The organism is Flavobacterium sp. IC2-16, from assembly GCF_055521455.1.
In genome coordinates this window covers 1,666,246-1,692,702 of record NZ_CM145480.1, presented here as the reverse complement: position 1 = coordinate 1,692,702, position 26,457 = coordinate 1,666,246, and the positions used below count along the sequence as shown (strand labels likewise).

Genomic DNA, 26,457 nt, shown 5'->3' with positions numbered 1-26,457 from the left:
TAATTTATGCTTTTTAGTTAACAGCAGGACAATTACAGTGGTAAGGATCACGCTTACAGTTGAAATTAATCCCCAATGTAATTTGATGAAAACCGCTGCTATCGTATTTAATATCACCTGTTAGGTATGAATAAGTATACGCAAACATGAAGTTTTTATAATTCACACCAATAATTGGAGTGATATATTGTAATTTTTGATTTTTAACAGAACCATCTTTTAAATATTCTGTTCCATCAAAACTTCTTCTGTATGATAAACCTCCCCAAATTTTACCAAATTCTTCCATTGTTTTGTAAACCTTGATGTTAGCATCGATAGCTTTCTCTTTGGTTTGCTGTGTCAATTGAAACATCATCGAAGGCTCCCATTGGATATTATCGCTATCGCCAAAAGTATATCCCATAGTCCATAACAATTTTCTTAAGTTATCACTTTCAACATCAGAATAGATTTGACGTTTGTTTGCAATGGCATTTTTAACAGACACATGAGTATAGAAATCACTTAAGTGGTATGACATCCCCAAATCAACATTAAAATAGGTGTATTTATCACGAACAATACCTTGAACTGTTGGATCTGGATATTCAATAACGTTAAAACGAGTCTCATCCAAAACACTCTGAACAGCACCAGCACTCATACCGAATGATAACATATTCAAATCGCCACCAAATCTAATATGATGTGCGTATGTAATTTTAGCACCTACTTGAGAGTGGTAACCGTTTTTATCATTAAACGCAATGGCACCAAAACCTGAAGTTTGTGAATCTCCTAACGAAGTATTAAAACTCAATGTTTGCAATTTTGGAGCATCTGTAGAACCAAACCATTGCTGACGAGCTGTTAAACGAACTTTAGCACAATTTGCCGCTCCGGCCATTGATGGGTGAATTAAATAATAGTTATCAGAAAGATAATCGGAATACACCGCAATCCCCTCCTGAGAAAACACAAATTGAGTTAAAAACAACCCTACTAATAACGCACCTTTTTTGAAAACATTCATACTTTTTATATTTATGAAAATCGGACTCAATACTTTTTTATCAAAATCGACCAAATATATAACTTTTATTTTCAAAATATAAACAAAATATCCTTTACTAAATTATTTTTTTTAATTCGTTAGTGAAATGTTAATTTATATCTTAAAATTCAAATATAAATAATAGAAGAATATTTCTTTACTAAATTTGCAAAAAATAACAAATCCAATGTTAAAAGTAACAATACGAGAAACTCAAAATCCAAGCATCCTGAAGTTTGAATTCCCTGAATTCATAACTAAAAATCAAAATTTTGAGTTTAAAAACATAGACGAAACCAGTCAATCTCCGTTAGCAAAAAAATTATTCTACCTGCCTTTTGTTAAGACAGTGTATATTTCAGGTAATTTTATTGCTATCGAGAAATTTTCAATTGTAGAATGGAATGAAGTTCAAGAATTGCTTGCAGAAGAAATAGAAACCTTCATCGACAAAGGCGGCAAAATCTTAAACATTGATGAAAATCTCAATAAAAAAATACCCGTAACCGTTTACAGCGAAACCACCCCTAACCCATCGGTTATGAAGTTTGTTGCCAGTAAACTACTTACGAAAACCATGGTGGAATGTAAAAACATTGACGAAACTGCTGCTTCACCACTTGCAAAAGAATTATTCCAATTTCCTTTTGTAAAAGAAGTTTTTATTGACGAAAACTATGTTTCAATATCCAAATACGATATAGCCGACTGGATGGAAATTACACAGGAAATCCGTTCATTTATTAAAACGTACATTGAAAGTGGAAAACAAGTTATAGACGAATCTCAAATTGTAAAAACTACAAACCACGAAAAACAACAAGACGAATATTTCGACAAACTTGATGCTACGTCGCAACAAATCATCAACATTTTGGAAGAATATGTAAAACCCGCAGTACAATCGGATGGTGGCAATATCTCTTTTCAATCGTATGATGAAAAAGAGAAACGCGTAAAAGTTTTACTTCAAGGTGCTTGTAGCGGTTGTCCATCTTCAACATTTACTCTTAAAAGTGGTATCGAAAACATGCTTAAAGAAATGTTGAAAGATCAAGAAATTAAAGTAGAAGCTGTAAACGGATAATTTTGTAGTTCCTCTAAAAAAGTCCCAAATAATTGTTTTTTAAGAAAATACCCTCTAAATTTAGATTTTTATAACCTTAAAATATAGACAATTATGGGCGTAATGAAAGTTATTGAAATCCTTTCCAGTTCAGATGTTAGCTGGGAGGAGGCTACACGAAAAGGTGTTGCAGAGGCATCAAAAACATTAAAAAACATCAAATCGGCATACATACAAGAGCAGAGCGCTGTTGTTAATGACGAAGGAAAAGTAACCGAATTCAGAGTCAATTTAAAACTGACTTTTGAAATAAAATAATTTCAGAAATCACCTTATATTTAAGCGTTCTTTAAGAACGCTTTTTTTATATCATGAACGAACTACAAAACGAAACCAGCCCATATTTACTCCAACACGCCAACAATCCAATTCATTGGAAAGCTTGGAACACAAATTCTTTAAACGAAGCCCGAACCCAAAACAAATTGCTTGTTGTAAGTATTGGGTATTCGGCATGCCACTGGTGCCATGTCATGGAACATGAAAGCTTCGAAGACGAATCGGTAGCCGCAGTAATGAACAATCACTTCGTCTCCATAAAAGTAGATCGAGAAGAACGTCCAGATGTAGATGCTGTATACATGAAAGCAGTACAACTCATGACCAAACAAGGAGGCTGGCCCTTAAACGTAGTATGTTTGCCCGACGGAAGACCTGTATGGGGCGGAACATATTTTCGAAAAGAAAATTGGGTTGACATATTAAATCAGCTTCAAAACCTATACCGAGACAATCCTTCAAAAATGATTGATTATGCTGAAAAACTACATCAAGGGATCCAAATTTTAGGAATTGTTGACAAAAACCCATCAGAAGAAAAAATAGACTCCGACGAAATAAAACCGTTGATTGAAAAATGGTCCAAAAGCTTTGATTGGGAATTTGGGGGTTATGCCCGAGCTCCTAAATTCATGATGCCCAACAACTATTTATTTTTACAACGTTATGGGTATCAGACACATTCTGAAGACCTGTTAAATTTTGTAGACTTAACGTTAACCCGAATGGCCTATGGTGGCTTGTTTGACACAGTAGATGGTGGCTTTTCAAGATACTCGGTTGATATGAAATGGCACGTTCCACATTTTGAGAAAATGCTTTACGATAACGGACAACTAGTAACGCTCTACGCAGAGGCCTATAAAAGAACTCAAAATCCGTTGTACAAAACCGTAATTGAAAAAACACTATCTTTTATTGAACGTAATTTATGGAATACAGAAGGCGCTTTTTATTCGGCGCTAGATGCTGACAGCATTAATAACATTGGCGAATTGGAAGAAGGTGCATTTTATGTTTGGCAAATAGAAGACCTTAAAAAAATTATTAAAGACGATTTTACCCTTTTCAGCACGGTATTCAATATTAATGAGTTTGGATATTGGGAACACGATAATTATGTACTAATTCAAACTGAATCGCTACAAAATCTAGCAGCAAAACTCAACCTTAGCGAAACCGAATTAGCTACCAAGAAACAATATTGGGAAGAACTTCTTTTCACAGAACGCGAAAAACGAAACAAACCCCGTTTGGATGACAAATCGTTAACGTCATGGAATGCCATAATGCTCAAAGGCTATGCAGATGCATTTCTTGCTTTGGGTGATACACATTATCTAGAAGTCGCCGAAAAAAACGCTAAATTCTTATTAGAAAAACAATGGTCAGACGAAGGTTTCCTATGGCATTCTTACAAAAATGGAAAAAGTACCATTAAAGGCTTCTTAGAAGACTATGCTTTCCTAATTGACGCTCTAATAGCCTTATATCAAGCTACTTTAAAAGAAAGCTACATTCTTCAGGCCAAACAACTAACCGATTATTGTTTCGAACATTTTTACAACGAAGAAGAACAATTTTTCGCTTTCACAGCCAAAAACGAACAACAGCTTATTGCACAGCATTACGAAACGGAAGACAACGTTATCCCGGCATCCAATTCGGTTATGGCAAATAATTTATTTTTGCTAAGCATCCTGTTTCATAACTCCTATTACGAAAAAATAACCTTGCAAATGCTTCATCATATGATTCCTGTTATCGATTACGCTTCGGCATATTCGAACTGGATGAATTTATGGCTCAAGCTATCGGAAGACAACAAAGAACTAGCCATTTGTGGCAAAAACGCTAAAGAGTACAATCTAGACATCCAAAAGCAATATTTACCACATGTTGTGATTTTTAGCAGTGACATTAAAAGCAAACTCCCTTTTTTAGAAGACCGTTTTGTTAAAGATACAACAATGTTTTTTGTTTGTCAGAACAAGAAGTGTAACTTGCCACTCGAATCATTAAAAGCCACTTTAGAAGATCTAAAAATCTAACTTATGAAGAAGGAAATCAGTACAGATATTACGAACTTTAATCAGTTATTAGACAAATATTTTCAATTGTTTATTGATTATTCACCCAAATTAATCTCAGCCATTATTTTACTTGTAATTGGGTTATGGGCGGTAAGCCTTATCACCCGATTTTTCAAAAAAGTAATGATAAAACGAGATATCGAACCAACACTGGCTGTATTTTTAGGAAACAGTTTATTTTGGGGATTACGTGCTCTACTTTTTATAACTGTAATTCAACGTTTAGGCATTGAAACCTCTTCATTTGTCGCTATCATTGGAGCCATGGGACTTGCCATTGGTCTTTCCCTCCAAGGATCACTTTCCAATTTTGCCGGAGGAATACTCATCATCTTATTCAAACCTTTTAAAGTAGGAGATCTTATTGAAGCGCAAGGAGAATTAGGTACCGTAAAAGAAATTCAAATATTTACCACTAAAATACTTTCTGCAAGCAATCAGACCATATACATTCCTAACGGAAGTTTAAGCAACGGTACCATCAAAAATTTTTCGCAAGAAGGAATCCGAAGAGCCGATTTAACTATTGGAATTGCTTATAATTCGGATATTCGAAAAGCAAAAGAAGTCATTATGAAAGTTATGACAGATCATCCTAATGTGCTTAAAACTCCAGAGCCTGTTATTGTAGTTCGTGAATTGGCAGATAGTGCTATAACCTTAAGTGTTCGTCCTTGGTGTGATACCGAACATTTTTTAATCGTCACTTCCGATATATTAGAAAACTGTAAAGAAGCTTTGGATGGTGCTGGAATTTCAATTCCGTTCCCTCAAAGAGAACTGCGAATTATCAACGAAAAATAATTATTGCTTTTTGGTTGTCATTACAAAATCTTTCAGATAGAAAGGTTCGAAATACGCCACATCCACAAAATCATTCGCTTGAAATTTAGCAAAACTAAGTTCGCTCATTTCGTTGGACGATGGAAAAACAATTGTTTCATTGTAATGAAATTTTTCTGAATGTAAAACCTCTTTACATTTCATAGCCCCATCACCAACCAAATAAATATTTTCGTTTATATCTTGATATGATGCTTCTGTAATTATTTCAGCCTCTGTTGATCTTGTTTTAGTGTAGTTTTTATCAAAAACAGCCGTAAAAACTTCCATGCGTCGTGCATCAATCATCGGAATTATAAATCCGTTTTCAATAGTAATTTTCCTTGCCAACGTTTCTAAAGTATCAACCGCAATTAAAGGAATCGACAAAGCATAACAAATTCCTTTAGCTGCTGAAACACCAATTCTAAGTCCAGTATAAGAACCCGGTCCTTGACTTACCGCAACGGCATTTAAATCTTGAAAAGTAATATTGGCTTGTTGCAATGCTTCTTCAATAAACACATGCAGCTTTTCGGCATGAGAATACCCTTCATCTGCAATTTCAATGCAAACCACTGTTTTTCCACTTTGAGCAACAGAAACCGAACAATTTCTGGTAGCCGTTTCAATATTTAAAATGTAAGTCATTGTAGTTAAAAAATATTCGCAAAGATACACTTTTGAAATGCCAATAAAAAAATCCCAAACCTACAAGTTTGGGATTTCATATTACGATTTAGATTTATCTTTATCGGAGCCTTTTTCTTTCAGCTTCACTTTATCATCCGGATTAAGTTCTTTTGTAACTGTGGTATAGGGTCCAACTATCACAACATCCCCTTTTTTAAGTCCGCTTAACACCTCAATATTCGTATCGTCCTGGATACCGGTTTTAATTACACGAAGTTTGGCTTTATCTCCAACTTTAACAAAAACACATTCGTATTTTTTATCGGTAGATCCTTTAATTTTCTCTTCTTGTTCTTTTTCCAACTCGGCAACTACATCTTTTTTAGTAGCAGTTGTATCTGACTTCATCACAACAGAACTAATTGGAACTGCCACTACTTTTTCTTTTCGATTCGTTATAATATCAACAGTTGCAGTCATTCCAGGGCGAAATGGTGAATAGTTAACCGGTTTTCCTGTCATTAAATCCTGATACGATTCTTTAACGATTCGAACTTTAACTTTAAAATTAGTAACCTGATCTGCTGATGTGGTAGCTACTGATGAATTTGAAATACTGGTTACTATTCCTTTGAATTCTTTTTTCAAGTAAGCATCTACTTCAATTTTAGCCGAATCACCTACCGTAATTTTAACAATATCATTTTCATTAACGTCTACTTCAACTTCCATATTATTTAAGTTGGCAACGCGAAGCAATTCGGTACCTGCCATTTGCTGTGTTCCTAAAACACGCTCACCCAACTCGACATCAAGTCTGGAAATTGTTCCGTCAGCCGGAGCATAAATTGCCGTTCTTCCTAAGTTGTCTTTGGCTTCCGTTACCGTTGCAGATGCACTTTGAACGTTGAAATAAGCCGACTGCTTGTTTGCTTGAGCTACTTCATAAGAGGAAACAATTTTATCCCACTCCGATTTAGAAATTACCCCTTTTTCGAATAATTTTTTATTTCTTTCATAATTAGCTTTAGCCTCTTTAAGCTGAGCATCTGCTTGGTTTAAACCAGCTTTTGATGTTGATAAAGACGCAACAGTTCTATTTACCCCAGAAACATAAATATCAGGGTTTATTTTAACCAACAAGTCTCCTTTCTTTACCGCTTGTCCTTCCTTAACTGGCAAATCAATAATTTCACCAGATACTTCAGAAGATATCTTGACCTCTACTTCGGGTTGAATTTTTCCGGTAGCCGAAACAGTTTCAACAATTGAAATCTCGTCAATTTTTGCAACCTCTACTTCTTTTCCTTCGTCGTTATTCCCAATTTTACCTGATTTTTTTAAGGCAATTAAAGAAACGATAAGTATAACTGTTCCGCCTAGTAATAAATATTTTGTTTTGTTTGTCATGGCTTATTGCTTTTTGTATAATGGGACTCCAAAATAAAATTCTAAAATTTTTGTTCTGAAAATATAATCGTATTTAGTTCGTAACACATCCGAAAGTGCATTTTCCATTGCTACGGAAGCCTGTGAAAAATCGTAAGAATTCATCAAACCAATTTCGAAACGATCTTTAGAAAAATCATATGCTTTAGTTCGAGCCTCTAATGTTTTCTGAGCTGCTTCATACGATTTTTTAGCATTCGAAACATCGTTATAGGCCTGATATACATTGCGTTCTAAATCAAGTTCGGCTTGTTTTAACTGCAAATCGGCTTTTTCTTTACTTATTTTACTTCGTTGAACTCGCCCGCGAGTAGCAAATCCATTAAAAATGGGAACATTCAATTGCAAACCAAAAGCAGTACCATCAAACAAATACAATTGTTCAACAAATTTAAGATTAGCACTTTCAGACCAACGCGTATTATAACCTAAGAAAGCTGACAACGTTGGCAAATAACTTGATCGAGCAATTGAAACATCTTTCTTAGCTACGTCAACATTAGCCATAGCAATTTTAATGTCTTTAACCGCATCTTTTGCCTTGTTCACAATCGTCTCTTGAGATTCATCGGTTATAGCACTTAGCGGAACATCAAAAGCTTCATCGGCAATATCAAAATTAGCATAATCTTCTAACAGCAATGTCTGACACAATGAAATTTTTGAAATCAACAACGCATTTTGAGCATTAACTATTTGCTGCTCCTGACTAGCGTCTGTAGCTTGCAATTCGTAAACATCTCCAGCAGGCAATGAACCCGCATCTATTAATTCTTGTGTTCTTGCTATATTTTCTTTTGCAATTTTATTCTGATTTTGAAGAACTTTCAGCTGCTCTTTATTAAATAAGATTTGCAAATAAGCATTTGCTACCGACAAAGCAATATCGTCTTTCATTTTATCCAAACGATATGTTGTAGCAATTTTATTTAATTTGGCTCGCTGCAAGGTTTTCCAATTTTGCAACCCGTTAAAAAGCGGAATACTCGAATTGGCTCCAGCCGAAAGCGATCTAAAGGTATTGTTTTCGAATTGATTGGTAGCCGGGTTAATATTGGCTCCTGTATTAATACTGTAATTCGCATTCGCATTTAACGTTGGCAAAAAACCTCCAATGGCTTCTAATTTTTCAACAGAAGTAGTTTTTACATCCAATTCCGATTGTTTAATCGAAATGTTATTTTGAATAGCGTAATCTACACACTCTTCCAAAGTCCATTTTTTCGACTGGGCTCCAGCCGTTATGGATAAAAACAAACAAAATGTTAGCAACCAATTTGCTATAGGTAAACTTCTCATAGGCTTGAATTTGACAAGAGCAGCACAAAGATATTGTTTTGTACTCGAACTCTTATCGTAACAAAGTTAATAAGACGCAATTGCTCGAAAAAAGTTACAATAAAAACGCAATAAAATTTTACTTTTACATCGATTTATCAGGAACAAACATGAAAACAATTCTATCAATAACCGCTGTTATACTTTTACTTTCAGCTTTTTCCAGTTGTTCTTCAACTAAAAAAATTGAAGCTTTAAAACCCACACCTAGTGACAATACTCCGACAGTCTACAAAACCACCACATCGTTCATTAGTATGCCGGTTGAAATTCCGATTAAAGAAATTGAGAGCCAGCTAAACAAATCGCTTACAGGTTTAATTTATAACGACACGATTCTTTCGGACGATAAAACCGAAATGAAAATTTGGAAACAAGCTCCTATTAAATTAAATGAAAAAGACGGTAAAATAGAATCGACACTTCCAATGAAAATTTGGATAAAAGTAAAATATGGCACCGACTACTTAGGATTAAACGACACACGAGAAATCAACCTAAACGGAACTATCAAACTTATTAGCAAAGCAACGCTTTCCAATTGGAAACTAACTACTGCTTCGGAGATTGAAGATTTTGAATGGAGTGAAAGTCCCAACATCATTGTGGCCGGAAAACAAGTTCCTATTACCTATTTAGTAAATCCAACATTACGCATTTTTAAATCTAAAATTGCAAAAAAAATAGACGAAGCCATCAACAATACTACCGATTTTAAACCTCAGGTTTTGGCCGTTTTGGAAAAACTAAGCACGCCGTTTCAAACCAGCGAACAGTATGAAACTTGGTTTAAATTAATTCCAAATGAACTGTATGTTACAGACGCAGTTATGTCTAAAAACAACATAACCATGGAAATGGGATTAAAATGCAGCATGCAAACTATAGTTGGGCAACAACCACTTAACACCTTTAAAAAAGAATCTATTGTTTTGAAACCGGTGAGTAAAATGCCAAATAAAATTGAAGCAACAGTAGCCGCTGTTTCTACCTATGAAAGTGCGTCACGAATTCTAACTAAGAATTTCCAAGGACAAACTTTTGCTTCTGGAAGTCGAAAAATAACAGTTCAGAAAGTTGATTTATGGCATAAAGACGGAAAAATGATAATTGCACTAGATATGACCGGAAGTTTAAACGGAACAATTTACTTAAGCGGCTTCCCAAATTACAATTCGGTTACAAAAGAGATTTATTTCGACCAAATGGATTATGTGCTAAACACCAAGGGAGTGCTAACTAAAACTGCCAATTGGCTTTTAAGCGGCATGATTTTACGAAAAATACAAGAAAGTTGCCGCTATTCGATTAAAGGAAACCTTGAAGAAGGAAAGAAGAACATGCAACCATATCTCAACAATTATTCTCCTATGAAAGGTGTTTTTGTCAATGGAAATTTAAATGATTTTGAATTCGATAAAGTTGAACTTACAGACAAAGCCATCATTGCCTTTATTAAAACCTCAGGACAAATGAGTGTAAAAATAGATGGCATGGAGTAAAACACCTGTCTGTTGGCAATAATAAAAAAGCAGTTTCGTTTGAAACTGCTTTTTTATTCTATACTTTTTTCTTTCCGTATCGCAAACGGTAAATTGCATACCCAATAGCCCCAACCAGAATATAAGGAATGGCCATTAAATACACTATTCCATCATTCACAGCTTTGGCCGGAATGCCGGTGTCTTCGCTTTCTAGTGCGGCACGACACATAGCGCATTGAGCATTGACAGATAGACCTACAAACAGCACAAGTATCAACACTAATCCGATTTCTTTTTTAGTGCACATAATAAGGCGATATCATTAAATACACAATCACACCAGTTACCGCTACATACAACCATAACGGAAAAGTGATTTTAGCAATCTTCTTATGGCGTTCAAAGCTTTTTGAAATTGCACGAACATACGTTATCAATACAAAAGGAATTATTACGATTGACAATAAAATATGAGTAACCAAAATAAACAGATACACATACTTAATAACTCCTTCCCCCCCAAATTTGGTTGAGTCAGATGTCATATGATACGCAACATACATTGCTAAAAATGATACTGAACATGCAATAGCTACTTTAATTAAACGCTCATGAAGCGCACGTTTTCCATTTTTAATAGCCCAAACTGCCGTTACCAACAAAATAGCCGTAACACCATTAATTGAAGCGTAAATAGGTGGTAAAAACGACAATGGCTTTACATCATATCCTAAGTCCCTAAGATTAACTCCAAAAAGCAAGGCTACCACCAGAGGAATTGCAACCGATAAAACAACAATCCATGTATTGTATTTATTTTCAACTAATTTTTCCATTATTCTTCCAATAATTTTTTAATATCTTCTTTAATCATATCAATTCCTGGCTGTTCTAATCCGTCGTAATATAAAATAGGATTATCAAATTCATCGCGGCGACAACGAATATTTCCTTTTTTGTCGATTAATGCAAACATGCCTGAATGCTCAAAGCCGCCGTTTACATTTTTATTTTCTCCTGCATACAAATTAAAACCCGATTGTGCCAATTTAAAGATATAGTCTTTATCGCCAGTTAGAAAATGCCAATTATAATGTTTCACACCTAATAACTCGGCATGTTTTTTTAAATGCTCTGGTGTATCTGTAGCGGGATCGATAGATATGGATGCAATTCCGAAATCGGGCTTACCATAAAATTCTTTTTGCAACTGCAACATATTCTGGTTCATTCTAGGGCAAATAGTAGGACAGGTTGAAAAGAAAAACTCAACCACATATACTTTACCCAAATAATCTTGATCCGAAATTTTTTTATTGTTTTGATCGGTTAGTTCAAATTTAGGCACAGGTCCTACTTCGTACAAATCGGATTTTTGAAATTTTGCCACAATTTTTGGTACAGCCCAAATTCCAAAAAGCAATACAATGAAGGAAATACCTATATAAGATTTATTTTTCATCGCTATATTTTTCTTTTATTGTTTCGTTTTAAAGCTAATCGATATTCTGCAAGTATAATTTTTACATCATCAGCCATTTCATTGTGCAAATCGGCTGCCGAAATAGTATTATAGCCCTCACGGTATTCGTTTTCTCCTTTTTTATTCTTTCCTTTTCTGCCACGAAGATTTCGGTCTTTATCAATGATGAATACATTTGGAGTTGCAATATTTTCATTAAGTTTTCCAACCAAATTCAATTTAGCATAAAAGGCTTTAATTTCTTCAGGTTTAGCAAAAACGAAATGCCATCCAGACATATCCGAAATTCGATTCAACTCGGCATTGATGTCTGTAGCGCCTTGCTCTAGTCCTTCTGGAACAATCATTACAATTTGAAAATCTTTAAACTCACGATTTTTATTGTAAATTTTCTGATTCAGATTAAACAAATTCCCTTTTTCTTTAAGGAGTTCAGTTCCTGGAAAACCAAGTATGGTAATTTTTTCAGCCAATTTTACTTCTTTTCCCGAAAGCACTTTCCAGTTAGGCAGTTCCGGAATATTTGGAGTAACCGTTGGAAGCTTTGCGAAGTTATTTACCCCAGAAGCAAAAAAAAGATAGGCACAAATAGGTAATGCAAAAAGAATGGTTAAAACAAGGTACTTCTTCATACTAGCGTTAGATTTGATTGCAAAAATAAAAAAAGGTACGCAAAGCGTACCTTTTTTTAACCTTTAATATACAGTATTAGAAAATCCATTTGTAATGAGATGTTTTAAACACATCATAAACATAATTTCCTTCAACCAACAAGATGAATACTAAATAAAGAATTAAGAAAACTAGCGGCCCTACAATAGACCATCTTAAATTACTTTTCTCACCTTCTAAGTGCATGAAAGCCCACATAATGTAGTATGCCTTAACCACAGTAAGAATAATAAATATCCAGTTTAATAAATTCATTGACAAAAGATTTGTCATGTATAGCGAATGAGGTCTAATAATACCTAAAGCAACCTCTACAATAGTAACTAGAGATAAGAAAGCAAATACGCCCCAAATTCTTTTTACGTTAGATTCGTGTGAATGTCCCATACTAATTAAATCTTTTGAAAATTATACTAAATAGAAGAATGTAAATACGAACACCCATACTAAATCTACGAAGTGCCAGTACAATCCAACTTTTTCTACCATTTCATAACTTCTTCTTTTCTCGTACGTACCAACAATAACATTCAAGAAAATAATGATATTGATGATTACTCCAGAAAATACGTGGAATCCGTGGAAACCAGTAATGAAGAAAAAGAAGTTAGCAAACAATTTATGACCGTATTCGTTGCGGTACATGTTTGCACCTTCAACTACTAATTTAGCTTCTTTTAAACGCTCTAAAGATTGTTCACGAGTTAAAATAGTTTTCTTTTTATCTTTAGTGATATGCTCACCGCGAATCAACAAATCTGGATTTGCTTTGAAACCTTCAACAACTTCTTCTACTGAATAAGTTGAAACTGTAGGCTCACTCATAAACCACATTCCGTCTTTTCTGTCTAATTGTTCTCTTTCTTTTGGCAAGTGTTTAGCAAAATCAGCTAAGGCTACTCTTTCACCTTCGTGATTTACGAACTGAAGAATAGAACCTCCTCTAGTTTCTACTGCTCCAAATTCTCCTTTGATGAAGTTTTTCCACTCCCAAGCCTGAGAACCTACGAAGATTAAACCACCTACAATAGTTAACAACATGTAAATGGCAACTTTGTTTTGTTGCATCTTATGACCTGCATCTACAGCTAAAACCATAGTTACAGAAGAAAAGATTAAGATAAATGTCATTAAAGCAACATAATACATTGGTGCATCAACACCATGTAAAAAAGGAAAGTGTGTAAACACTTCATCGGCAATTGGCCATGTTTCAATGAATTTGAATCTAGAAAAACCATATGCAGCAATAAAACCAGAAAATGTCAAGGCATCTGACACGATGAAAAACCACATCATCATTTTGCCATAACTTGCTCCCATTGGTTGGTTACCGCCGTCCCAAGTTTTTTCGTTAGTAGCTGTTGTAGTAACTGTCGCTCCCATTGTAAAGTTATTTGTTAAAAAGTTCCCAAATTTACATTTTTTTTCTATTTGTAGAAACAGAAAAATAAAAACAAATACAACCACAGAAAATCAAGAAAGTGCCAAAACATCGCACCAAGCTCAATACCAAGGGTTTGAGTGGAATTGTATTTTTGTTTAAAATGATTATAAATTATCACTAAAAGCGAAATCAAGCCCCCAAAAAGGTGGGCTAAATGCACCATTACAACCACATACAAAAAAGAGGTCGTAATTGTACTTTCACTTCCAGTAAAAAAATACCCTGCTTCAATAACTTGTCCAAATCCTTTGAACTGTAAAAAAACAAAAGTAATTCCTAAAGCTAAAGTAGCTAATAAAAATGATGTAGCAGCTGATCTATTGTCTTTTTGAATCGCTTTTTTTGCCAAATGAAATGTAATGCTACTCAATACAATAACAATTGTACTGTATGTAAAGGCACTTGGCAATTTAAAATCGTTCAACCAGTCTGGTCTGGATTTACTAATCACATACGCACTGGTTAATCCTGCAAAAACCATTACAATACTAATCATGGCGAACCATAACAGCATTTTATATGATTTTTCCTTTTTATCTTTTTCTTCCTGAATTGACATATCCATAATTAATGTAAAAATTTATCTACCACATAAACTATTTGCAATAGTGAAATATACGAAACACTTACCAGCATCAATTTTTTTGCTGCTTTTTCATCCATTTCGCGGTATAGTTTAATTGCAAAATACAACATCCAAAGCCCTAAAAGCAAAACAAAACCTGCAGCTACCAAACTTAATTTTAATTCGCCTGTGAATCCGAAAACCGGAAGCAAGGACGCAAGGATAAGCCAAATAGTGTATAGAATTGTTTGCAAAGCCGTTTTTTTGTCTTGTTTCCCAGTTGGCAACATAAAAAATCCGGCTTTTTCATAATCTTTATATAAAAACCAGCCTATTGCCCAAAAATGAGGGAATTGCCAAAAAAATTGTATTAGGAAAAGCGTGCCCGCTTCGATGCCGAAATTATTGGTTGCCGCCACCCAACCCAACATAAAAGGAATAGCTCCCGGGAAAGCCCCTACAAAAACCGATAAAGGCGTAATGGTTTTAAGCGGTGTATATACACTGGTGTATAAAAAAATAGATATCGCCCCAAACATAGCCGTTTTGGGATTGATAACATATAAAATAACCAGCCCTACTAGCGTAAGTAAAATTCCAAGTATAAAAGCATTTTGTTTGGAAATTCGACCAGAAGGCAACGGACGATTTTTAGTACGATCCATCAGCATATCTAAGTCTTTTTCAATAATTTGATTAAAAACATTAGATGCACCAACCATGCAATAACCTCCAACAGCCAACAAAATGAATGTACTCCATTGAAAAGGATTTACATCGGAGAATCCAAGCAAGTATCCAACAATAGATGAAAACACAACACTAATTGCCAGTCCTGCTTTAGTAATTTCTTTAAAATCGATAAATAAATTTACGATTGAAAATGATTTATCCGAAGTATTCAATGCGGTTTTCATTTAAATGCTTAAATCGGCTGCAAATATACTTCAAAAAAAAGCATTTAATAAAATCGAATAGCTTAAAATTAAGCACAACTCATTTTTTAACAGAAAAGGCGAACCTCAGTTCGCCTTTCTATTTTTACAACTCAATATAAAGAATATTATTAGAAATCGCTATACCAGTTAAACAAATCCGATCGCAATCCTATAGAAAACCAAGTAGTATTTGATTTAAAGGTAGTTGCTGTATCCGTTGTTGGGTCAAAATTTCTATAGATTAAATTTCCAAAAACTTTTAAATTCATAACCGGATTTACAGTATATCCAACTTTTAAATCGGCTATCATGATATTGGTTTTATTTCCTTGTCCAATATTCACTCCAGTATCTGCATATCGATCATCTTCATAATCACGATAAATATCACCACCGTAATTTGAATTTGGACCGCTGCTCGCAAAATCAAAACCTTTTACACCATATACCAATTTTGCATCACCAAACCAACGTCCTTTATAATAACGAGCAATAGCAACCAACTCTTTAAAGTTAGCCCCCCATAAATGCCCCATACTTTGATTGTTATGCCCATAATTGGTTAAAATATTACTATGTGAATACACATACGGACGAACATGATTATACTCACCTTGAAGTAATAAATTTTTAACTCCAAAAGCATCATAATATTTAGCTCCTAACTGATATCCATATTTGTTTTTCCAGCTCTTCTTTCCACCTTTCATGTCGCCCAAAGAAAATTCATCTAAAAGAAACTGTCCGTAAAAATTAAGCTTGCTATTCCATTTGTATTTAGACGTTAATCCTAAAGTTGCGTTTCCGCTTCGAGACGACGACGAAAACTCAACCGAACGGTAGAAAATAATCGGGTTGACAAAGTTCAAATCGAAACCTCTATCATTCGTATTCGTCCAAATTACCGACTCAAAAAAGCCCATGTTCCATCGCTTGGAAACATTCCAGCTCAAATAGTGGTTTGCCATGTACTTTGTTGCATAAGTTCTTTCAACCGTAACAGCATCACGCACATCTTTAAGCCACATATACGTATTGGTATATTTAATTTTCCAAAAAGTGGTATTGATTTTCAAAAAAGGATAAGGACTAGCGGCATCACTGGTCAATAACGAACGATATCCATCACCAATAAAATTCCTACCGTATCCTAACTGAAGGTTAATCATATCACTTGGAACAAATGTTAAATTGGCTTCAGCTGACGGAAAATCGAACGAATCGGTTTTGAATTCTTTTGCAATTCCTATACCAGGAATAATTGCTGGATTACCTCCCGCAGGACGAATTGAAACCGCATAAGCATTGTAATAATCTGCAAAACGACCTTGGCTTTCAAAAATTGAAGTTGAAAAAAACAATTGCTTTCCTAAAGCTCCTTGAATTTGCAAACCACGAGTATTCACGTAGGTATTATCTACAATTTTACTATCAAAATCTTTACCCAATCGTAAATCGAAAATAGGATTCATAGTGAACCAATACTTTTCCCCTTGAATGGCAACCAAATTTTCATTCCAAAACTTTCTTGATGTCCAAGAGTTAGCAGTTCGTAGCTGTGATTCGTAATTGCCTTTTAAATCGTAATACTTAGCAACTTCAGCATAAGAGAAAGGCTTTGATGCCGTATGGTTATTAGCTCCTACTATATTCATGGAAGCATCGAAACGTCCATAATTATCGTGTGTAAAAGGTAAATTTAAATAGCTTTTAAACTGTGGATTATCGAATTTTTTATAAACGATATTATCATACTCATTCAATTCGGAATCCGGATTTATGAGATTTTTATTTGAATTGGAATTGGATTTAGCTGCCTTTTCTTCTTCCGACATATACGGAGAAGGTTGTACCAACGGAATTGCAATTTTAACTGTATATTTTGAATATGTAGGTTTTCCAGCATATTTAGCCGACTCAACTTTTGGCAAAATTGAAAACACGCGTTTCGTTTCGTCTACAAGTTCCGGAAAAGCCGCATCGGTATATAAAACTTTAAAAGTTCCTAAAGTATCTACTTCGAAAAGCGTAATAATATTGCCTTTATAATTTTTTTCACTAACCGAATTCGGAACTTTGAAATTCGTATAAATAAAATTTTGCAATGTATTGTAAAAACAAGCTTCTGCAGCCGTTCCAGCAGTTTGACACTCCGGAAAAACAGGCAATTGCTCACGCGTGGTTTGCCCTGTAACCGATTGAACTAAAATTATAGTGAAGAAAAGCTTAAAAAGAGTTTTCATAAGAATCTTAAAAATTTAATAATCGTTTGCCGCTATTTGTCCGTTAGCAATAGCTTTTGCAGAAGAAGTCCCAATTCTTTTCACGCCCAACTGAATCATTTCGATGGCTTCTTCGTATGTACGCACACCACCAGCCGCCTTAACTGGCAGAGGAAATGCGTTTTCTATCATTAGTTTTATAGTTGGCACTGTGGCCCCGTTTGGCAAACCATCTTTAGTTTTATAAAAACCTGTTGATGATTTCACAAAAACATGTTCGTACTGATTTTCTTTAAAATGTGCCATGACAACATTTTTAATTAACGCCGAAAGCTGTACGATTTGATGATCGTTTAAAGCGGCTACTTCAATAATCCATTTTACAATTTTATGGTGTTGCAAACCAAGACGGGTTCCTTCTAAAACTTGTTTTTTAACCAAATCGATTTCACCTCGCTTAAAAGCTTCATAATCTACCACAAAATCCAAATCATCTGCACCATCTTTTATGGCCGTAAGCGCTTCTTTTAATTTATCATCGAGCAACCCATTCCCGTCTGGAAAATCAATCACTGTTCCAATAGTAACTTTAGATTTCTGACTTACAATCATGTCTTTTGCCATCTTCACCATTTCTGGACGAATCATGATGAGTTTAAAATGCTCGTCTATTGCTTCTTGAATGCAAGCTTGAACAATTTTAACAGTATCGGCTTTTGAAACTCCAGCCTGAACTGCTGATTTCAAATAGGTTGAATCTAAATAGTGTCTGATATCCATACGGTAAAAATAAAAAAATCCCACAAACGTGGGAAATTATATGATTTAATTGTTCGATTTGATTTTAGCATTAAAATATCGTAACCCTAAAATTGCAAGTAGGCTTCCTGTGAGATTTGCCAAAACATCAAACACATCTGCATTTCTTGTTGTGGTAAAAAACTCCTGCATCAATTCGATTGAAACACCATAAAAAAAAGTCAAACCAAATACAATAGCTGCAATTGTATTAAAAGTAGCTTTTGGAAAACGTTTTTTTAAAAACAAGAACCATAAAACGGTAAACACCAAATAAAATATAGCGTGGAAAGTTTTATCTTTTCCATAAACACTAACATTTGGTATCGAATTTGAACTAACCAGACAAGCTACTGCAATAGCAACTGTCCAGCAAACGGCCAAATAAAAATTTCGTTTAGGCTCCAATTAATTCTTTATAGGCATCGGCAGACAACAACTCGTCTATTTCACCTGCATTAGAAATCTTAACTTTAACCATCCAACCTTTTCCATATGGATCTGAGTTTACAGCTTCTGGTTCTGTTTCTAATTCCTCATTAAACTCAATAATTTCACCTGATAATGGCAAAAATAAATCCGATACGGTTTTTACAGCTTCAACTGTTCCAAAAACTTCGTCTTTAGCTAAAGTTTGGTCTAAAGTTTCAACTTCAACATAAACAATATCTCCAAGTTCTTTTTGAGCAAAATCTGTAATTCCTACAGTTGCGATATCCCCATCTACACTAACCCATTCGTGGTCTTTTGTGTATTTTAAATTAGTTGGTATGTTCATTGTGTTTTTATTTATTATTTGGCAAATGTACTTTTTTCGGAGTAACAAAAAAATGATTTATTCATTAATTTCCGAAGTTATATCTAAGTGTAAATCCTGAACGAATATTTGTGATCGGATAAGATGTAGAAATAACTGCTTTTGTAAAGGTATGATCGTAATAGAAAATTGCCGTTAAATTTTTACTGAACGAATAATCTGCTGTAAATTTAATCGACCATAAGTTCTGACCACCCCCTAACTGATTATTATTGTAATCCAAATAACGCACAATTGTCTTACTGTCGCGCAATGACAAATCGGCCTTCATATTCAAATCACTTTTAATTACACCCGTTGCATTATCTGCTAATTTCGAATTTATGGTAACATCCTTAATACGATATCCTAAACCAACTATATATTCATTTCCTCGAACTTCTGTAAGAAGGTTGTTATCAAAACTTAATGAAAGTGCTCTATCGCGTTTCATTTCTGCTAAGATTTTAATTGAATTTTTCATTTCAAAATCCAGACGAATCAACGGATTAAACTGCTCTACCAAATTCACATTAGCAATAATAATTTTAGACTGATAATTACCCCCAGCGTCGAAATTGTTTATCCCACCATCGTATTCGAAATTAGAACGATATGAATTGATAGTATAAGATGAGCGATAACCGTGTTGCAGCGAGAAACGTTTAAAATTTTCTTTAAACCATTTGTAGCGCATTAAACCTGTATATTTAATTACCCAGTTTGGTAGCGGAATATCTCTAAACGGACCTGTTTTAACAGAAGCCGCATCACCTCCACTATACGCAGCCAAGAACGACGGCAATAATACCTGCTGACTGTTTTTACCGAAACCAATAGGATAACCTTCTGCATCGATGTTAGCAGGATTAGTTAAGTCAATACCACGAGACTGTGCCAATCGGTTAGCGACTATTAAACGATTGGAACGGAATTCGTTGAATGCTTCTGACATTTTTTCGTCACTCTGAGCAAAAGCCGTTTTAATTAAAATTGTTGATGTTGAATAGTTACCATAATCGTATGGAGAACGCGAATTGTACTGCCCATCTGAAACATCATATTGTTCGGAATAATTTGCAGATTTGGTTCTATTAGCACTTAAATCAATTTTCAAATCGGGAACAATTTCCATTTGAGCTGTAAAATCGAGTGTTTTATTTTTAACCTGAGTAAAGTTTTGATTAAACTGCTGGTAGTCTGTTAACCATCCATTTTTAGCAGCCTCATAACGCACATCTGCCTGACTACCCATAACAAATCCTAATGTAGGCTTAGACGTTCCCAAAAATCCAATTCTAGGCAGATACCCCGGTAAAACAGTACCATTATTTTCGGAATAGTTAATTTGTATATTCTTAACACTCGTTACAATTCCAATTAAACGTTGCGCAAAAACACTTCTGTCGGTTGATTGTTGTTTTGCTACGGCTTTCACCTTTTGACCTGGTTTTGGGGCAGCTGTTTGCTTCGGTGTTTTAACATTTTTCTTGGCCGTTAATCCAACATACTTGTAAAACGAATCCATATTAAACACTGTATTCAACCTGTGAGAATTGGCGTTTTGAATTGTGTTTCCTAACTGATAAATCGTGCCATTATCTTCTATAGTTGCCAATGCATCAGTACTACGTTGCCAGTTAAAGTTACTAGTATAACTGTACGTTGATTTTATAAAACTTAAAGCCGGAATTTTATTAATTGGCAAATCATAATTCATCACAATTTGTTGGTTGTGCTGATTTGGATCACCAATATTAAAATAATCATCCCAAATGGTTAATCCATCAATAGGAATTTTATTTTCGTCTAAATAATTTCTAACAATATTGTTTGTTGCTACTGTATAATTAACACGCAATGACTTGGTCAAATTGTAGTTAAACCCGTATTGATAATTAAAGAAATAATTTCTTCTGTAAAGTGGGGACAGTCCAATTCCATCAACATCGACTTGTCTAAACTTCTGCTGATTGAATTGTCTTGTAATATTTGACGAAAAAGAGATGTTAGAAGGCAAATAATTGAAATTAAAATCGCTTAACATTTTCCAATAACTACTCTTCTTCAAGAATTTGTTATTTTTAAAGGGCTCAACAGCTTTAGGCTTAAAAGTATAAGCGTAATCCGCTTGAGTTTTCAACTGTTGATCTAGCAAGTTTTCAATTTCGAAATCATGATGTTGCATTTCGTTAAACGAATAGGAAAGCGTTAAATTTTCCGGATCGTAAATGTGCTGTTTTTGCTCTGGCCCACGTTCTTTTTTAACACCAATAAAGTTAATACTGGTACGTTTCGTATAATCAATTGCTCTGTTTTCAATATTATCTTTTTCGGCCTGATCTTGCGTAACATCCAAAATTTGTTTCAATTCAATATCTTGATAATACGGATCGAACTTAGGCGTAATAACCTGTTCACCAACAGCATAATTGAAAGGAACAGTTATGCCCCATTTCTTAGGAAGTAATTTACCCAAATTTAAATTAGTTACCACATCATATTGAAAAACATCCTCACGACTACGTTCATTAGGACCTTGCTCCAAAGACCCAAAACCAATAGTTGATTTTCTTCCAGTTGCGGACACGTTGGCAAAATCGGCAAAATTTGTATCCATATTGGCAACAGCTGCCCAACCTCCTTTATTATCCATATCGGACATACGGAGCTCGTTGAACCAAACTTCACCGCGAATAGGATCAGTACCATTTTTATTTTTCACCCCTACCATTAAGGTCCGCACCAACCCAAAATTTGGATTTCCCTTAATACCAAGAGTCAATTTATTAGACGATGACCCTAAAGCACTTTCATTAATAAACTGTATCCCGTCGTTAATATCATCATCAGGCGGTAATGTATTTTGCAACGCCATTATTTTTAATTTGGTCAACAAATCCAATGAAAGATTCATTTCATTTTCAGCGGGCCAAACATCTTCAGGACTACGAGCTGAAAAATCTGTTATTTTAAGTGGAATTTCAATCTGATAGAAGTTTTCAGTAAAGTCGTTACCAAAACGAAGGAAAGCAACCATTTCATCATTGGCTAATTCACCATCGGGATCATTTTTAATTCCTTCTGCATGTAAAAACATTCGCAATTTTTTAAACTGACGCATGTCTACACTAACATTTTTAAAGGCTGCTCTTGCATCTTTTACTTCCAAACCACCTTCTTGAGGCAAAGAAGCATCTTTAGTATAAACACGAAGCGAGAGTGATTGCTCGTTTTGGTTGATAATAGAATTGTTATTGTTCAACTGTTCACGTACAACACCAGGTGGAATAACATACGGAATTGGTGAACGGCTTCCATTTTCCTGAATACTTAATGATGTAATATCAAAACCGGTATTATCATCAGACACATCAGTATCGGTATAATCTAAAGAACTTAAATAACGTCTCCATTCTCCACGAACCAAATCCAATGATCCAAAACGTAAAGTTACTTCGTCTTGAAAATCTGTCATGAACATTCTCATAAAACGAATTGAACGGAAATCGGAAATAGACCCTTCAATGTTTGCAGCCGAAGCTTCCATAATAGGCACTTTATACAAAACCCATTTTACTTTGGTAGTTCCGTTTGTAATTGGCACATTATCATTAACTCGTATATCGGCTACATAATTTTGACCAACAACCGGATTAGGCTGAATTGGAATTTCAAATTTATAATACGCATTTATAGTGTTCATGGTATTATCTCTGTTGATGTCTTCTACATCAGGGAAAGTTGTAGAACCTCTATTACTATCATTAATACTAACCGGTGAGTTTCCTTGAGTTCCATTATAATTTTTATAACGTTGCAAAACACTTCCAGAAGCATTCAAATAATAATTATAGTTATCTCCTGCCGGATCGGATAACCCAGCATAATCAGGGTATTTTATGGCTTCTTCCGCGTCGGTAAGTCCATTTAACCCTAAATCTTGAACCGCTCTGTTACCTTCGTTAGCATCAAATGCATAAATTAAGGATTGAGATGCTGGCATCTTTCCCCAGTTAGTTGTATAGGTTGGTGTAGTTGATCCAGACTCCGGCAAACCGTTTTCGTATAGTTTTCGACCATCTTTCAAAATATCTTCCGACATTTCTCCAAGATTTAGCACCAATTTACCTGTATTCGTTATTGGAGTTGTATCATCCGCATTTTGTCCATAGAAAGGATCCATCAACCAAAACTGAATATACTCCACATTTGTCTGTTCAAAGTTTGTAGACGCAATCGATCGCATAATACCGCCCCAATTGGTCTGTGGATTGGTAAAGCTTCCTGAAGCAGCATAATTCGGATCGAAATTGTAAGGACCTCTTTCTTGCGGATAATAGGTAAGATCCAAAGTACTTACAACAGTTGTTTGACCTTGAGCAATATCGGTATTCGGATATAACTCATCCATATAAATACGACGCACTTTATTCGAATTCAAATCGGCAGCCGAAAGTCCTGAAGGTCGTTGCGAATCTATGTAAAAAACGGGATCAATAGTATACCATGACAATTTTGAACGTCGGTAGCCATAAGATAAATTATCTTCTGCAATTTCCCCTCCATATCCAACTGGCGAACTAGCTAAAAACCACGATTGCGGAGAACGCATATCGATAGTGGTTTGTGAGCCTTCAAAATCATCAATATAAATAGTTGCTTCCCCATTAAATTGATCATTTTTAGACGCTCCAGGCATTAAATATGCAAATTCACCACGAACGGATAAATTAGAAGGTACATCGGTATCAATATTAGGTAGTTTATTTACCAATCGAGTAAACAAAGGCACTTCGGTAGAAAAATTACCATTAACCCCAAATATTGTATTATTTACAGATTCTTGACCGTAATTCGATTTTTGTGTAAAAGGACGTTCCGACATACGTAACAATGTTCCACCTACCAAAAACTTATCGTTTATCTTGTGTTCCACGTTAACCCCAAAGAAACGTCTGGTTTGTTGTCCGAAAACAGCATTGTTTTCTAAAGAAACCTGAATTGGCGTATTTGAAGCTTGAAGTGATGGATCAAGAATTTGAACTCTACCCCTTTGATAATCAACAGTATAATCAATGCCTTCTACTAAAACTCTACCACCAGCTGTTACAACCACTGAACCTCTTGGAACATTAAAAGCACCAATCGAAATACCGTCACCTCCGGTTGATTTGAATCTTCCTTTAAACTGAAACTTATTTTTATCACTTTCTTGTAACGCTAACGCTTGCGTTTTTTGGTATAAACTACGGAAAACGTATTTTTTTTGATTCTGATTATAATCGGATAGTGCATTAGGATCCCCTTGGTAGTTTTCAGAAGGATTACTTGGATCTCTTAATTTGTTGAACAAATGATTTCCAAAAGGCTCTACAGTAGTGAAAATAATTCTACCGTTTTGGGTATCAACAGTCATCCCAGGTACAAAATCAAAAAAACCATCCCCACCCTCTTGCGGATCGTTTGTAAAATTTAACCTATCCATATTCAATACCTTCAACAACGGTGTTTCTGCTACACCTGCCGGCAACTGTAGTGGAATACTTCCAGAGGCATCTTGATAAGGGCGAATATAATTTATTGGTGATGGATCTGTGTATAAAATATTCATTCGAAAATCTTCCTGAGACAATTGAAAAGCACCCGGTATTTGGTATATGTTTTTCATCATCAAGTTCCAAACCGGCTCTTGAATGTTATTCAAACTACTCTTTAACATCTTAAGGACCAAACTCTGTGTACTAGGTAAACCAGAATTCACTTGAGTCGCATCTACCCCATCAGTCCCAAATTCTCCAACCTGAAACACCTGATCACCAACAGTATACTGATAAGCAACTGCTAAAACTTCATCGTTTGCTAATCGCTGAGTTAAAGACACATATCCTAATTGTGGATGATATGTAAACTCATTTGATGACAATTTACGAGCATTTTCAAGTTTTACATAATCACGGCCTTCTGTAACAGAAAGCGGCGCATTAAATCCATTTCCGGCAGTAGCAACATCACGGATTCCTGAATTAAGCAAACCTCCATTACCAATTAATGATGGATCAAGTAAGTTATTTGAGTTTTGTGAAGGAACATTAAATGTTGAACCGTTAAAAAACCCTGGGATACCTTGATCATGAACTCCAACTGTTTGTAATGTAATATCGTTCCCTGAAGCGTCGGTTAGCTGACCTTCTCCTAAATCCTGAAGCGCTATAATATTACGCAGGTTATTATCTGTAGTATTTACTCGGTTTTGCTTGTTGGTTACCCAGACTTCAATACGCGTAATTTGTACACGACTGTTTATTAGGGGATAACTTTTTAAAGCCTCATCGTAATGATTTCTGAAATACTGAGAAAGAAAATAATGCCTGTCAGCATCATAATCCAAAGCAAAGAAATTAAACTCTTGAATCGTTCCACCACCTTGAGAAGTAACTGTTCTTGTTTGTGATTTCTGTTCTGAAAAAATTCCAGTAATAGTTGTTTTTCCGAACTGTAGTTGTGCTTTAACTCCAAAAAGACTTTGTGCGCCTCGAATTAAAGAACTATTTAATGGTAAACTTACATTACCCACTTCAATTTTACGAATGATATCGTCTTCAGTAGGAGTATATTCAAGTTTAATTAAATTTTGGAAAGCAAACGTAGATTGTGTATCGTAGTTAGCGTTAACCGTAAGTCGCGTTCCTACCTTACCTTGCAAACTCATACTGATTCTCTGATCGAAATCGAAGGTAAGTGTTTTTCTATTTCTAGGAGAAAATGAAGGATTATCTTGTTTGGTATACCGAATCCCCAAGTCCATTTCAACAGATCCTTGCGGTTTTACATCGATAGTATTACTCCCGAATATGCTTTCAAAAAAACTGGAGTTTACATAATACCTTGGTAATAAATCTTTTTTAGCAGCCTCTGCACCTTCTTTTTTCCCATCAATTGCGCTTAATTTTTGTTGAAAATAATCACGCATTGATTCTCTAAGTACTAATTCTTCGTATTCTTCAGGTGTAAGGATAATAGGGTAATTGATATTGAAGCCATCAAATGTTTTCGTATAGATGTAACGATTCGAATTAGGGTCGTATGTATAGGCTTCTACAATGCTTCTTGGATTGGCCAACTCCAAATGCCCTAAGTCTACTCCGGTTTTAACAGAGTCTTGGGCTTCTTCATCTACTTGAGCTTGAAGTGCGTTGCTAATAAACAACAAAAAAATGGCTAAGACCCATTTTGTTGACACTAATTTATATATCAAAGACTGCGTTTTCAAGAA

The 26,457-nt window shown here is 34.9% G+C and carries 22 protein-coding genes; 5 read left to right on the top strand and 17 right to left on the bottom strand.

Translation table 11 applies throughout. The features are described 5' to 3' along the window. Positions 1 to 13 precede the first annotated feature (13 nt). The gene (locus ACZ1JT_RS07620) at positions 14 to 1,015 is read right to left on the bottom strand and encodes a PorP/SprF family type IX secretion system membrane protein (RefSeq protein ID WP_465093244.1); all 1,002 of its coding nucleotides are present in this window, start codon (positions 1,013 to 1,015) and stop codon (positions 14 to 16) included. A gap of 208 nt (positions 1,016 to 1,223) precedes the next feature. Here ACZ1JT_RS07620 and ACZ1JT_RS07615 point away from each other — a divergent pair, with 208 nt between their 5' ends. From ACZ1JT_RS07615 to ACZ1JT_RS07600, 4 genes are all read left to right on the top strand, one after another. Continuing rightward, a complete protein-coding gene (locus tag ACZ1JT_RS07615; RefSeq protein ID WP_465093243.1) occupies positions 1,224 to 2,123 on the top strand; it encodes a NifU family protein in 900 nt (299 codons plus the stop codon). A gap of 93 nt (positions 2,124 to 2,216) precedes the next feature. Beyond that, positions 2,217 to 2,420 carry a dodecin family protein gene (locus ACZ1JT_RS07610; RefSeq protein ID WP_465093242.1) on the top strand — a complete coding sequence of 68 codons (204 nt, stop codon included), beginning with the start codon at positions 2,217 to 2,219 and terminating at the stop codon, positions 2,418 to 2,420. A gap of 53 nt (positions 2,421 to 2,473) precedes the next feature. Continuing rightward, positions 2,474 to 4,492, top strand: coding sequence for a thioredoxin domain-containing protein (locus ACZ1JT_RS07605; protein WP_465093241.1), 2,019 nt, complete (start codon positions 2,474 to 2,476; stop codon positions 4,490 to 4,492). Positions 4,493 to 4,495: 3 nt separating this feature from the next. Next, positions 4,496 to 5,338 (top strand): mechanosensitive ion channel family protein, encoded by an 843-nt coding sequence (locus tag ACZ1JT_RS07600; RefSeq protein ID WP_465093240.1) that lies wholly within the window; start codon positions 4,496 to 4,498, stop codon positions 5,336 to 5,338. Here the strand turns inward: ACZ1JT_RS07600 and tsaB are convergent, their stop codons facing one another. From tsaB to ACZ1JT_RS07585, 3 genes are all read right to left on the bottom strand, one after another. Further along, on the bottom strand, positions 5,339 to 6,007 hold the full coding sequence (tsaB, locus tag ACZ1JT_RS07595) for a tRNA (adenosine(37)-N6)-threonylcarbamoyltransferase complex dimerization subunit type 1 TsaB (RefSeq protein ID WP_465093239.1): 669 nt from the start codon (positions 6,005 to 6,007) through the stop codon (positions 5,339 to 5,341). An 81-nt stretch (positions 6,008 to 6,088) separates the two neighbouring features. Then, positions 6,089 to 7,399, bottom strand: a complete 1,311-nt coding sequence (locus tag ACZ1JT_RS07590; RefSeq protein ID WP_465093238.1) for an efflux RND transporter periplasmic adaptor subunit — start codon at positions 7,397 to 7,399, stop codon at positions 6,089 to 6,091. Positions 7,400 to 7,402: 3 nt separating this feature from the next. Beyond that, positions 7,403 to 8,737: a TolC family protein gene (locus tag ACZ1JT_RS07585; RefSeq protein ID WP_465093237.1), complete on the bottom strand. Its 1,335-nt coding sequence runs from the start codon at positions 8,735 to 8,737 to the stop codon at positions 7,403 to 7,405. Between the two features lie 149 nt (positions 8,738 to 8,886). On the opposite strand from ACZ1JT_RS07585, the gene ACZ1JT_RS07580 reads away from it, so the two are divergent. Next, positions 8,887 to 10,278: a DUF4403 family protein gene (locus ACZ1JT_RS07580; protein ID WP_465093236.1), complete on the top strand. Its 1,392-nt coding sequence runs from the start codon at positions 8,887 to 8,889 to the stop codon at positions 10,276 to 10,278. Between the two features lie 58 nt (positions 10,279 to 10,336). Here the strand turns inward: ACZ1JT_RS07580 and ACZ1JT_RS07575 are convergent, their stop codons facing one another. From ACZ1JT_RS07575 to sov, 13 genes are all read right to left on the bottom strand, one after another. Then, entirely contained in the window at positions 10,337 to 10,489 is a 153-nt protein-coding gene (locus tag ACZ1JT_RS07575) for a hypothetical protein (protein WP_465093235.1), read from the bottom strand. A 67-nt stretch (positions 10,490 to 10,556) separates the two neighbouring features. Further along, positions 10,557 to 11,096: a DUF420 domain-containing protein gene (locus ACZ1JT_RS07570; RefSeq protein ID WP_465093234.1), complete on the bottom strand. Its 540-nt coding sequence runs from the start codon at positions 11,094 to 11,096 to the stop codon at positions 10,557 to 10,559. After that, on the bottom strand, positions 11,096 to 11,722 hold the full coding sequence (locus ACZ1JT_RS07565) for an SCO family protein (RefSeq protein ID WP_465093233.1): 627 nt from the start codon (positions 11,720 to 11,722) through the stop codon (positions 11,096 to 11,098). The genes ACZ1JT_RS07570 and ACZ1JT_RS07565 overlap by 1 nt, the downstream gene beginning before the upstream one ends. A 2-nt stretch (positions 11,723 to 11,724) precedes the next feature. Further along, entirely contained in the window at positions 11,725 to 12,375 is a 651-nt protein-coding gene (locus ACZ1JT_RS07560) for a hypothetical protein (protein ID WP_465093232.1), read from the bottom strand. A 76-nt stretch (positions 12,376 to 12,451) separates the two neighbouring features. Further along, the gene (locus ACZ1JT_RS07555; RefSeq protein WP_465093231.1) at positions 12,452 to 12,802 is read right to left on the bottom strand and encodes a cytochrome C oxidase subunit IV family protein; all 351 of its coding nucleotides are present in this window, start codon (positions 12,800 to 12,802) and stop codon (positions 12,452 to 12,454) included. 21 nt (positions 12,803 to 12,823) lie between these two features. Beyond that, positions 12,824 to 13,801 carry a cytochrome c oxidase subunit 3 gene (locus ACZ1JT_RS07550; RefSeq protein WP_465093230.1) on the bottom strand — a complete coding sequence of 326 codons (978 nt, stop codon included), beginning with the start codon at positions 13,799 to 13,801 and terminating at the stop codon, positions 12,824 to 12,826. A 44-nt stretch (positions 13,802 to 13,845) separates the two neighbouring features. Next, the gene (locus tag ACZ1JT_RS07545) at positions 13,846 to 14,427 is read right to left on the bottom strand and encodes a cytochrome c oxidase subunit 3 (RefSeq protein ID WP_465093229.1); all 582 of its coding nucleotides are present in this window, start codon (positions 14,425 to 14,427) and stop codon (positions 13,846 to 13,848) included. 2 nt (positions 14,428 to 14,429) lie between these two features. Next, positions 14,430 to 15,344, bottom strand: coding sequence for a heme o synthase (cyoE, locus tag ACZ1JT_RS07540; protein WP_465093228.1), 915 nt, complete (start codon positions 15,342 to 15,344; stop codon positions 14,430 to 14,432). 149 nt (positions 15,345 to 15,493) lie between these two features. Next, positions 15,494 to 17,608, bottom strand: coding sequence for a gliding motility protein RemB (locus ACZ1JT_RS07535; protein WP_465093227.1), 2,115 nt, complete (start codon positions 17,606 to 17,608; stop codon positions 15,494 to 15,496). 15 nt (positions 17,609 to 17,623) lie between these two features. Next, positions 17,624 to 18,367: a deoxyribose-phosphate aldolase gene (gene deoC / locus ACZ1JT_RS07530; protein ID WP_465093226.1), complete on the bottom strand. Its 744-nt coding sequence runs from the start codon at positions 18,365 to 18,367 to the stop codon at positions 17,624 to 17,626. Positions 18,368 to 18,412: 45 nt separating this feature from the next. Continuing rightward, positions 18,413 to 18,793: a VanZ family protein gene (locus ACZ1JT_RS07525; RefSeq protein ID WP_465093225.1), complete on the bottom strand. Its 381-nt coding sequence runs from the start codon at positions 18,791 to 18,793 to the stop codon at positions 18,413 to 18,415. Next, positions 18,783 to 19,163, bottom strand: coding sequence for a glycine cleavage system protein GcvH (gene gcvH, locus ACZ1JT_RS07520; RefSeq protein WP_465093224.1), 381 nt, complete (start codon positions 19,161 to 19,163; stop codon positions 18,783 to 18,785). Before gcvH ends, ACZ1JT_RS07525 begins: the two co-directional genes overlap by 11 nt. A 64-nt stretch (positions 19,164 to 19,227) precedes the next feature. Then, positions 19,228 to 26,454 carry a T9SS outer membrane translocon Sov/SprA gene (sov, locus tag ACZ1JT_RS07515; RefSeq protein WP_465093223.1) on the bottom strand — a complete coding sequence of 2,409 codons (7,227 nt, stop codon included), beginning with the start codon at positions 26,452 to 26,454 and terminating at the stop codon, positions 19,228 to 19,230. Positions 26,455 to 26,457: the final 3 nt, after the last annotated feature.

Excerpts from the sequence above, each read along its gene's own strand:
- ACZ1JT_RS07620 (WP_465093244.1), bottom strand. The coding sequence starts at position 1,015 with ATGAATGTTTTCAAAAAAGGTGCGTTATTAGTAGGGTTGTTTTTAACT.
- ACZ1JT_RS07615 (WP_465093243.1), top strand. The coding sequence starts at position 1,224 with ATGTTAAAAGTAACAATACGAGAAACTCAAAATCCAAGCATCCTGAAG.
- ACZ1JT_RS07610 (WP_465093242.1), top strand. The coding sequence starts at position 2,217 with ATGGGCGTAATGAAAGTTATTGAAATCCTTTCCAGTTCAGATGTTAGC.
- ACZ1JT_RS07605 (WP_465093241.1), top strand. The coding sequence starts at position 2,474 with ATGAACGAACTACAAAACGAAACCAGCCCATATTTACTCCAACACGCC.
- ACZ1JT_RS07600 (WP_465093240.1), top strand. The coding sequence starts at position 4,496 with ATGAAGAAGGAAATCAGTACAGATATTACGAACTTTAATCAGTTATTA.
- tsaB (WP_465093239.1), bottom strand. The coding sequence starts at position 6,007 with ATGACTTACATTTTAAATATTGAAACGGCTACCAGAAATTGTTCGGTT.
- ACZ1JT_RS07590 (WP_465093238.1), bottom strand. The coding sequence starts at position 7,399 with ATGACAAACAAAACAAAATATTTATTACTAGGCGGAACAGTTATACTT.
- ACZ1JT_RS07585 (WP_465093237.1), bottom strand. The coding sequence starts at position 8,737 with ATGAGAAGTTTACCTATAGCAAATTGGTTGCTAACATTTTGTTTGTTT.
- ACZ1JT_RS07580 (WP_465093236.1), top strand. The coding sequence starts at position 8,887 with ATGAAAACAATTCTATCAATAACCGCTGTTATACTTTTACTTTCAGCT.
- ACZ1JT_RS07575 (WP_465093235.1), bottom strand. The coding sequence starts at position 10,489 with ATGTGTCGTGCCGCACTAGAAAGCGAAGACACCGGCATTCCGGCCAAA.
- ACZ1JT_RS07570 (WP_465093234.1), bottom strand. The coding sequence starts at position 11,096 with ATGGAAAAATTAGTTGAAAATAAATACAATACATGGATTGTTGTTTTA.
- ACZ1JT_RS07565 (WP_465093233.1), bottom strand. The coding sequence starts at position 11,722 with ATGAAAAATAAATCTTATATAGGTATTTCCTTCATTGTATTGCTTTTT.
- ACZ1JT_RS07560 (WP_465093232.1), bottom strand. The coding sequence starts at position 12,375 with ATGAAGAAGTACCTTGTTTTAACCATTCTTTTTGCATTACCTATTTGT.
- ACZ1JT_RS07555 (WP_465093231.1), bottom strand. The coding sequence starts at position 12,802 with ATGGGACATTCACACGAATCTAACGTAAAAAGAATTTGGGGCGTATTT.
- ACZ1JT_RS07550 (WP_465093230.1), bottom strand. The coding sequence starts at position 13,801 with ATGGGAGCGACAGTTACTACAACAGCTACTAACGAAAAAACTTGGGAC.
- ACZ1JT_RS07545 (WP_465093229.1), bottom strand. The coding sequence starts at position 14,427 with ATGGATATGTCAATTCAGGAAGAAAAAGATAAAAAGGAAAAATCATAT.
- cyoE (WP_465093228.1), bottom strand. The coding sequence starts at position 15,344 with ATGAAAACCGCATTGAATACTTCGGATAAATCATTTTCAATCGTAAAT.
- ACZ1JT_RS07535 (WP_465093227.1), bottom strand. The coding sequence starts at position 17,608 with ATGAAAACTCTTTTTAAGCTTTTCTTCACTATAATTTTAGTTCAATCG.
- deoC (WP_465093226.1), bottom strand. The coding sequence starts at position 18,367 with ATGGATATCAGACACTATTTAGATTCAACCTATTTGAAATCAGCAGTT.
- gcvH (WP_465093224.1), bottom strand. The coding sequence starts at position 19,163 with ATGAACATACCAACTAATTTAAAATACACAAAAGACCACGAATGGGTT.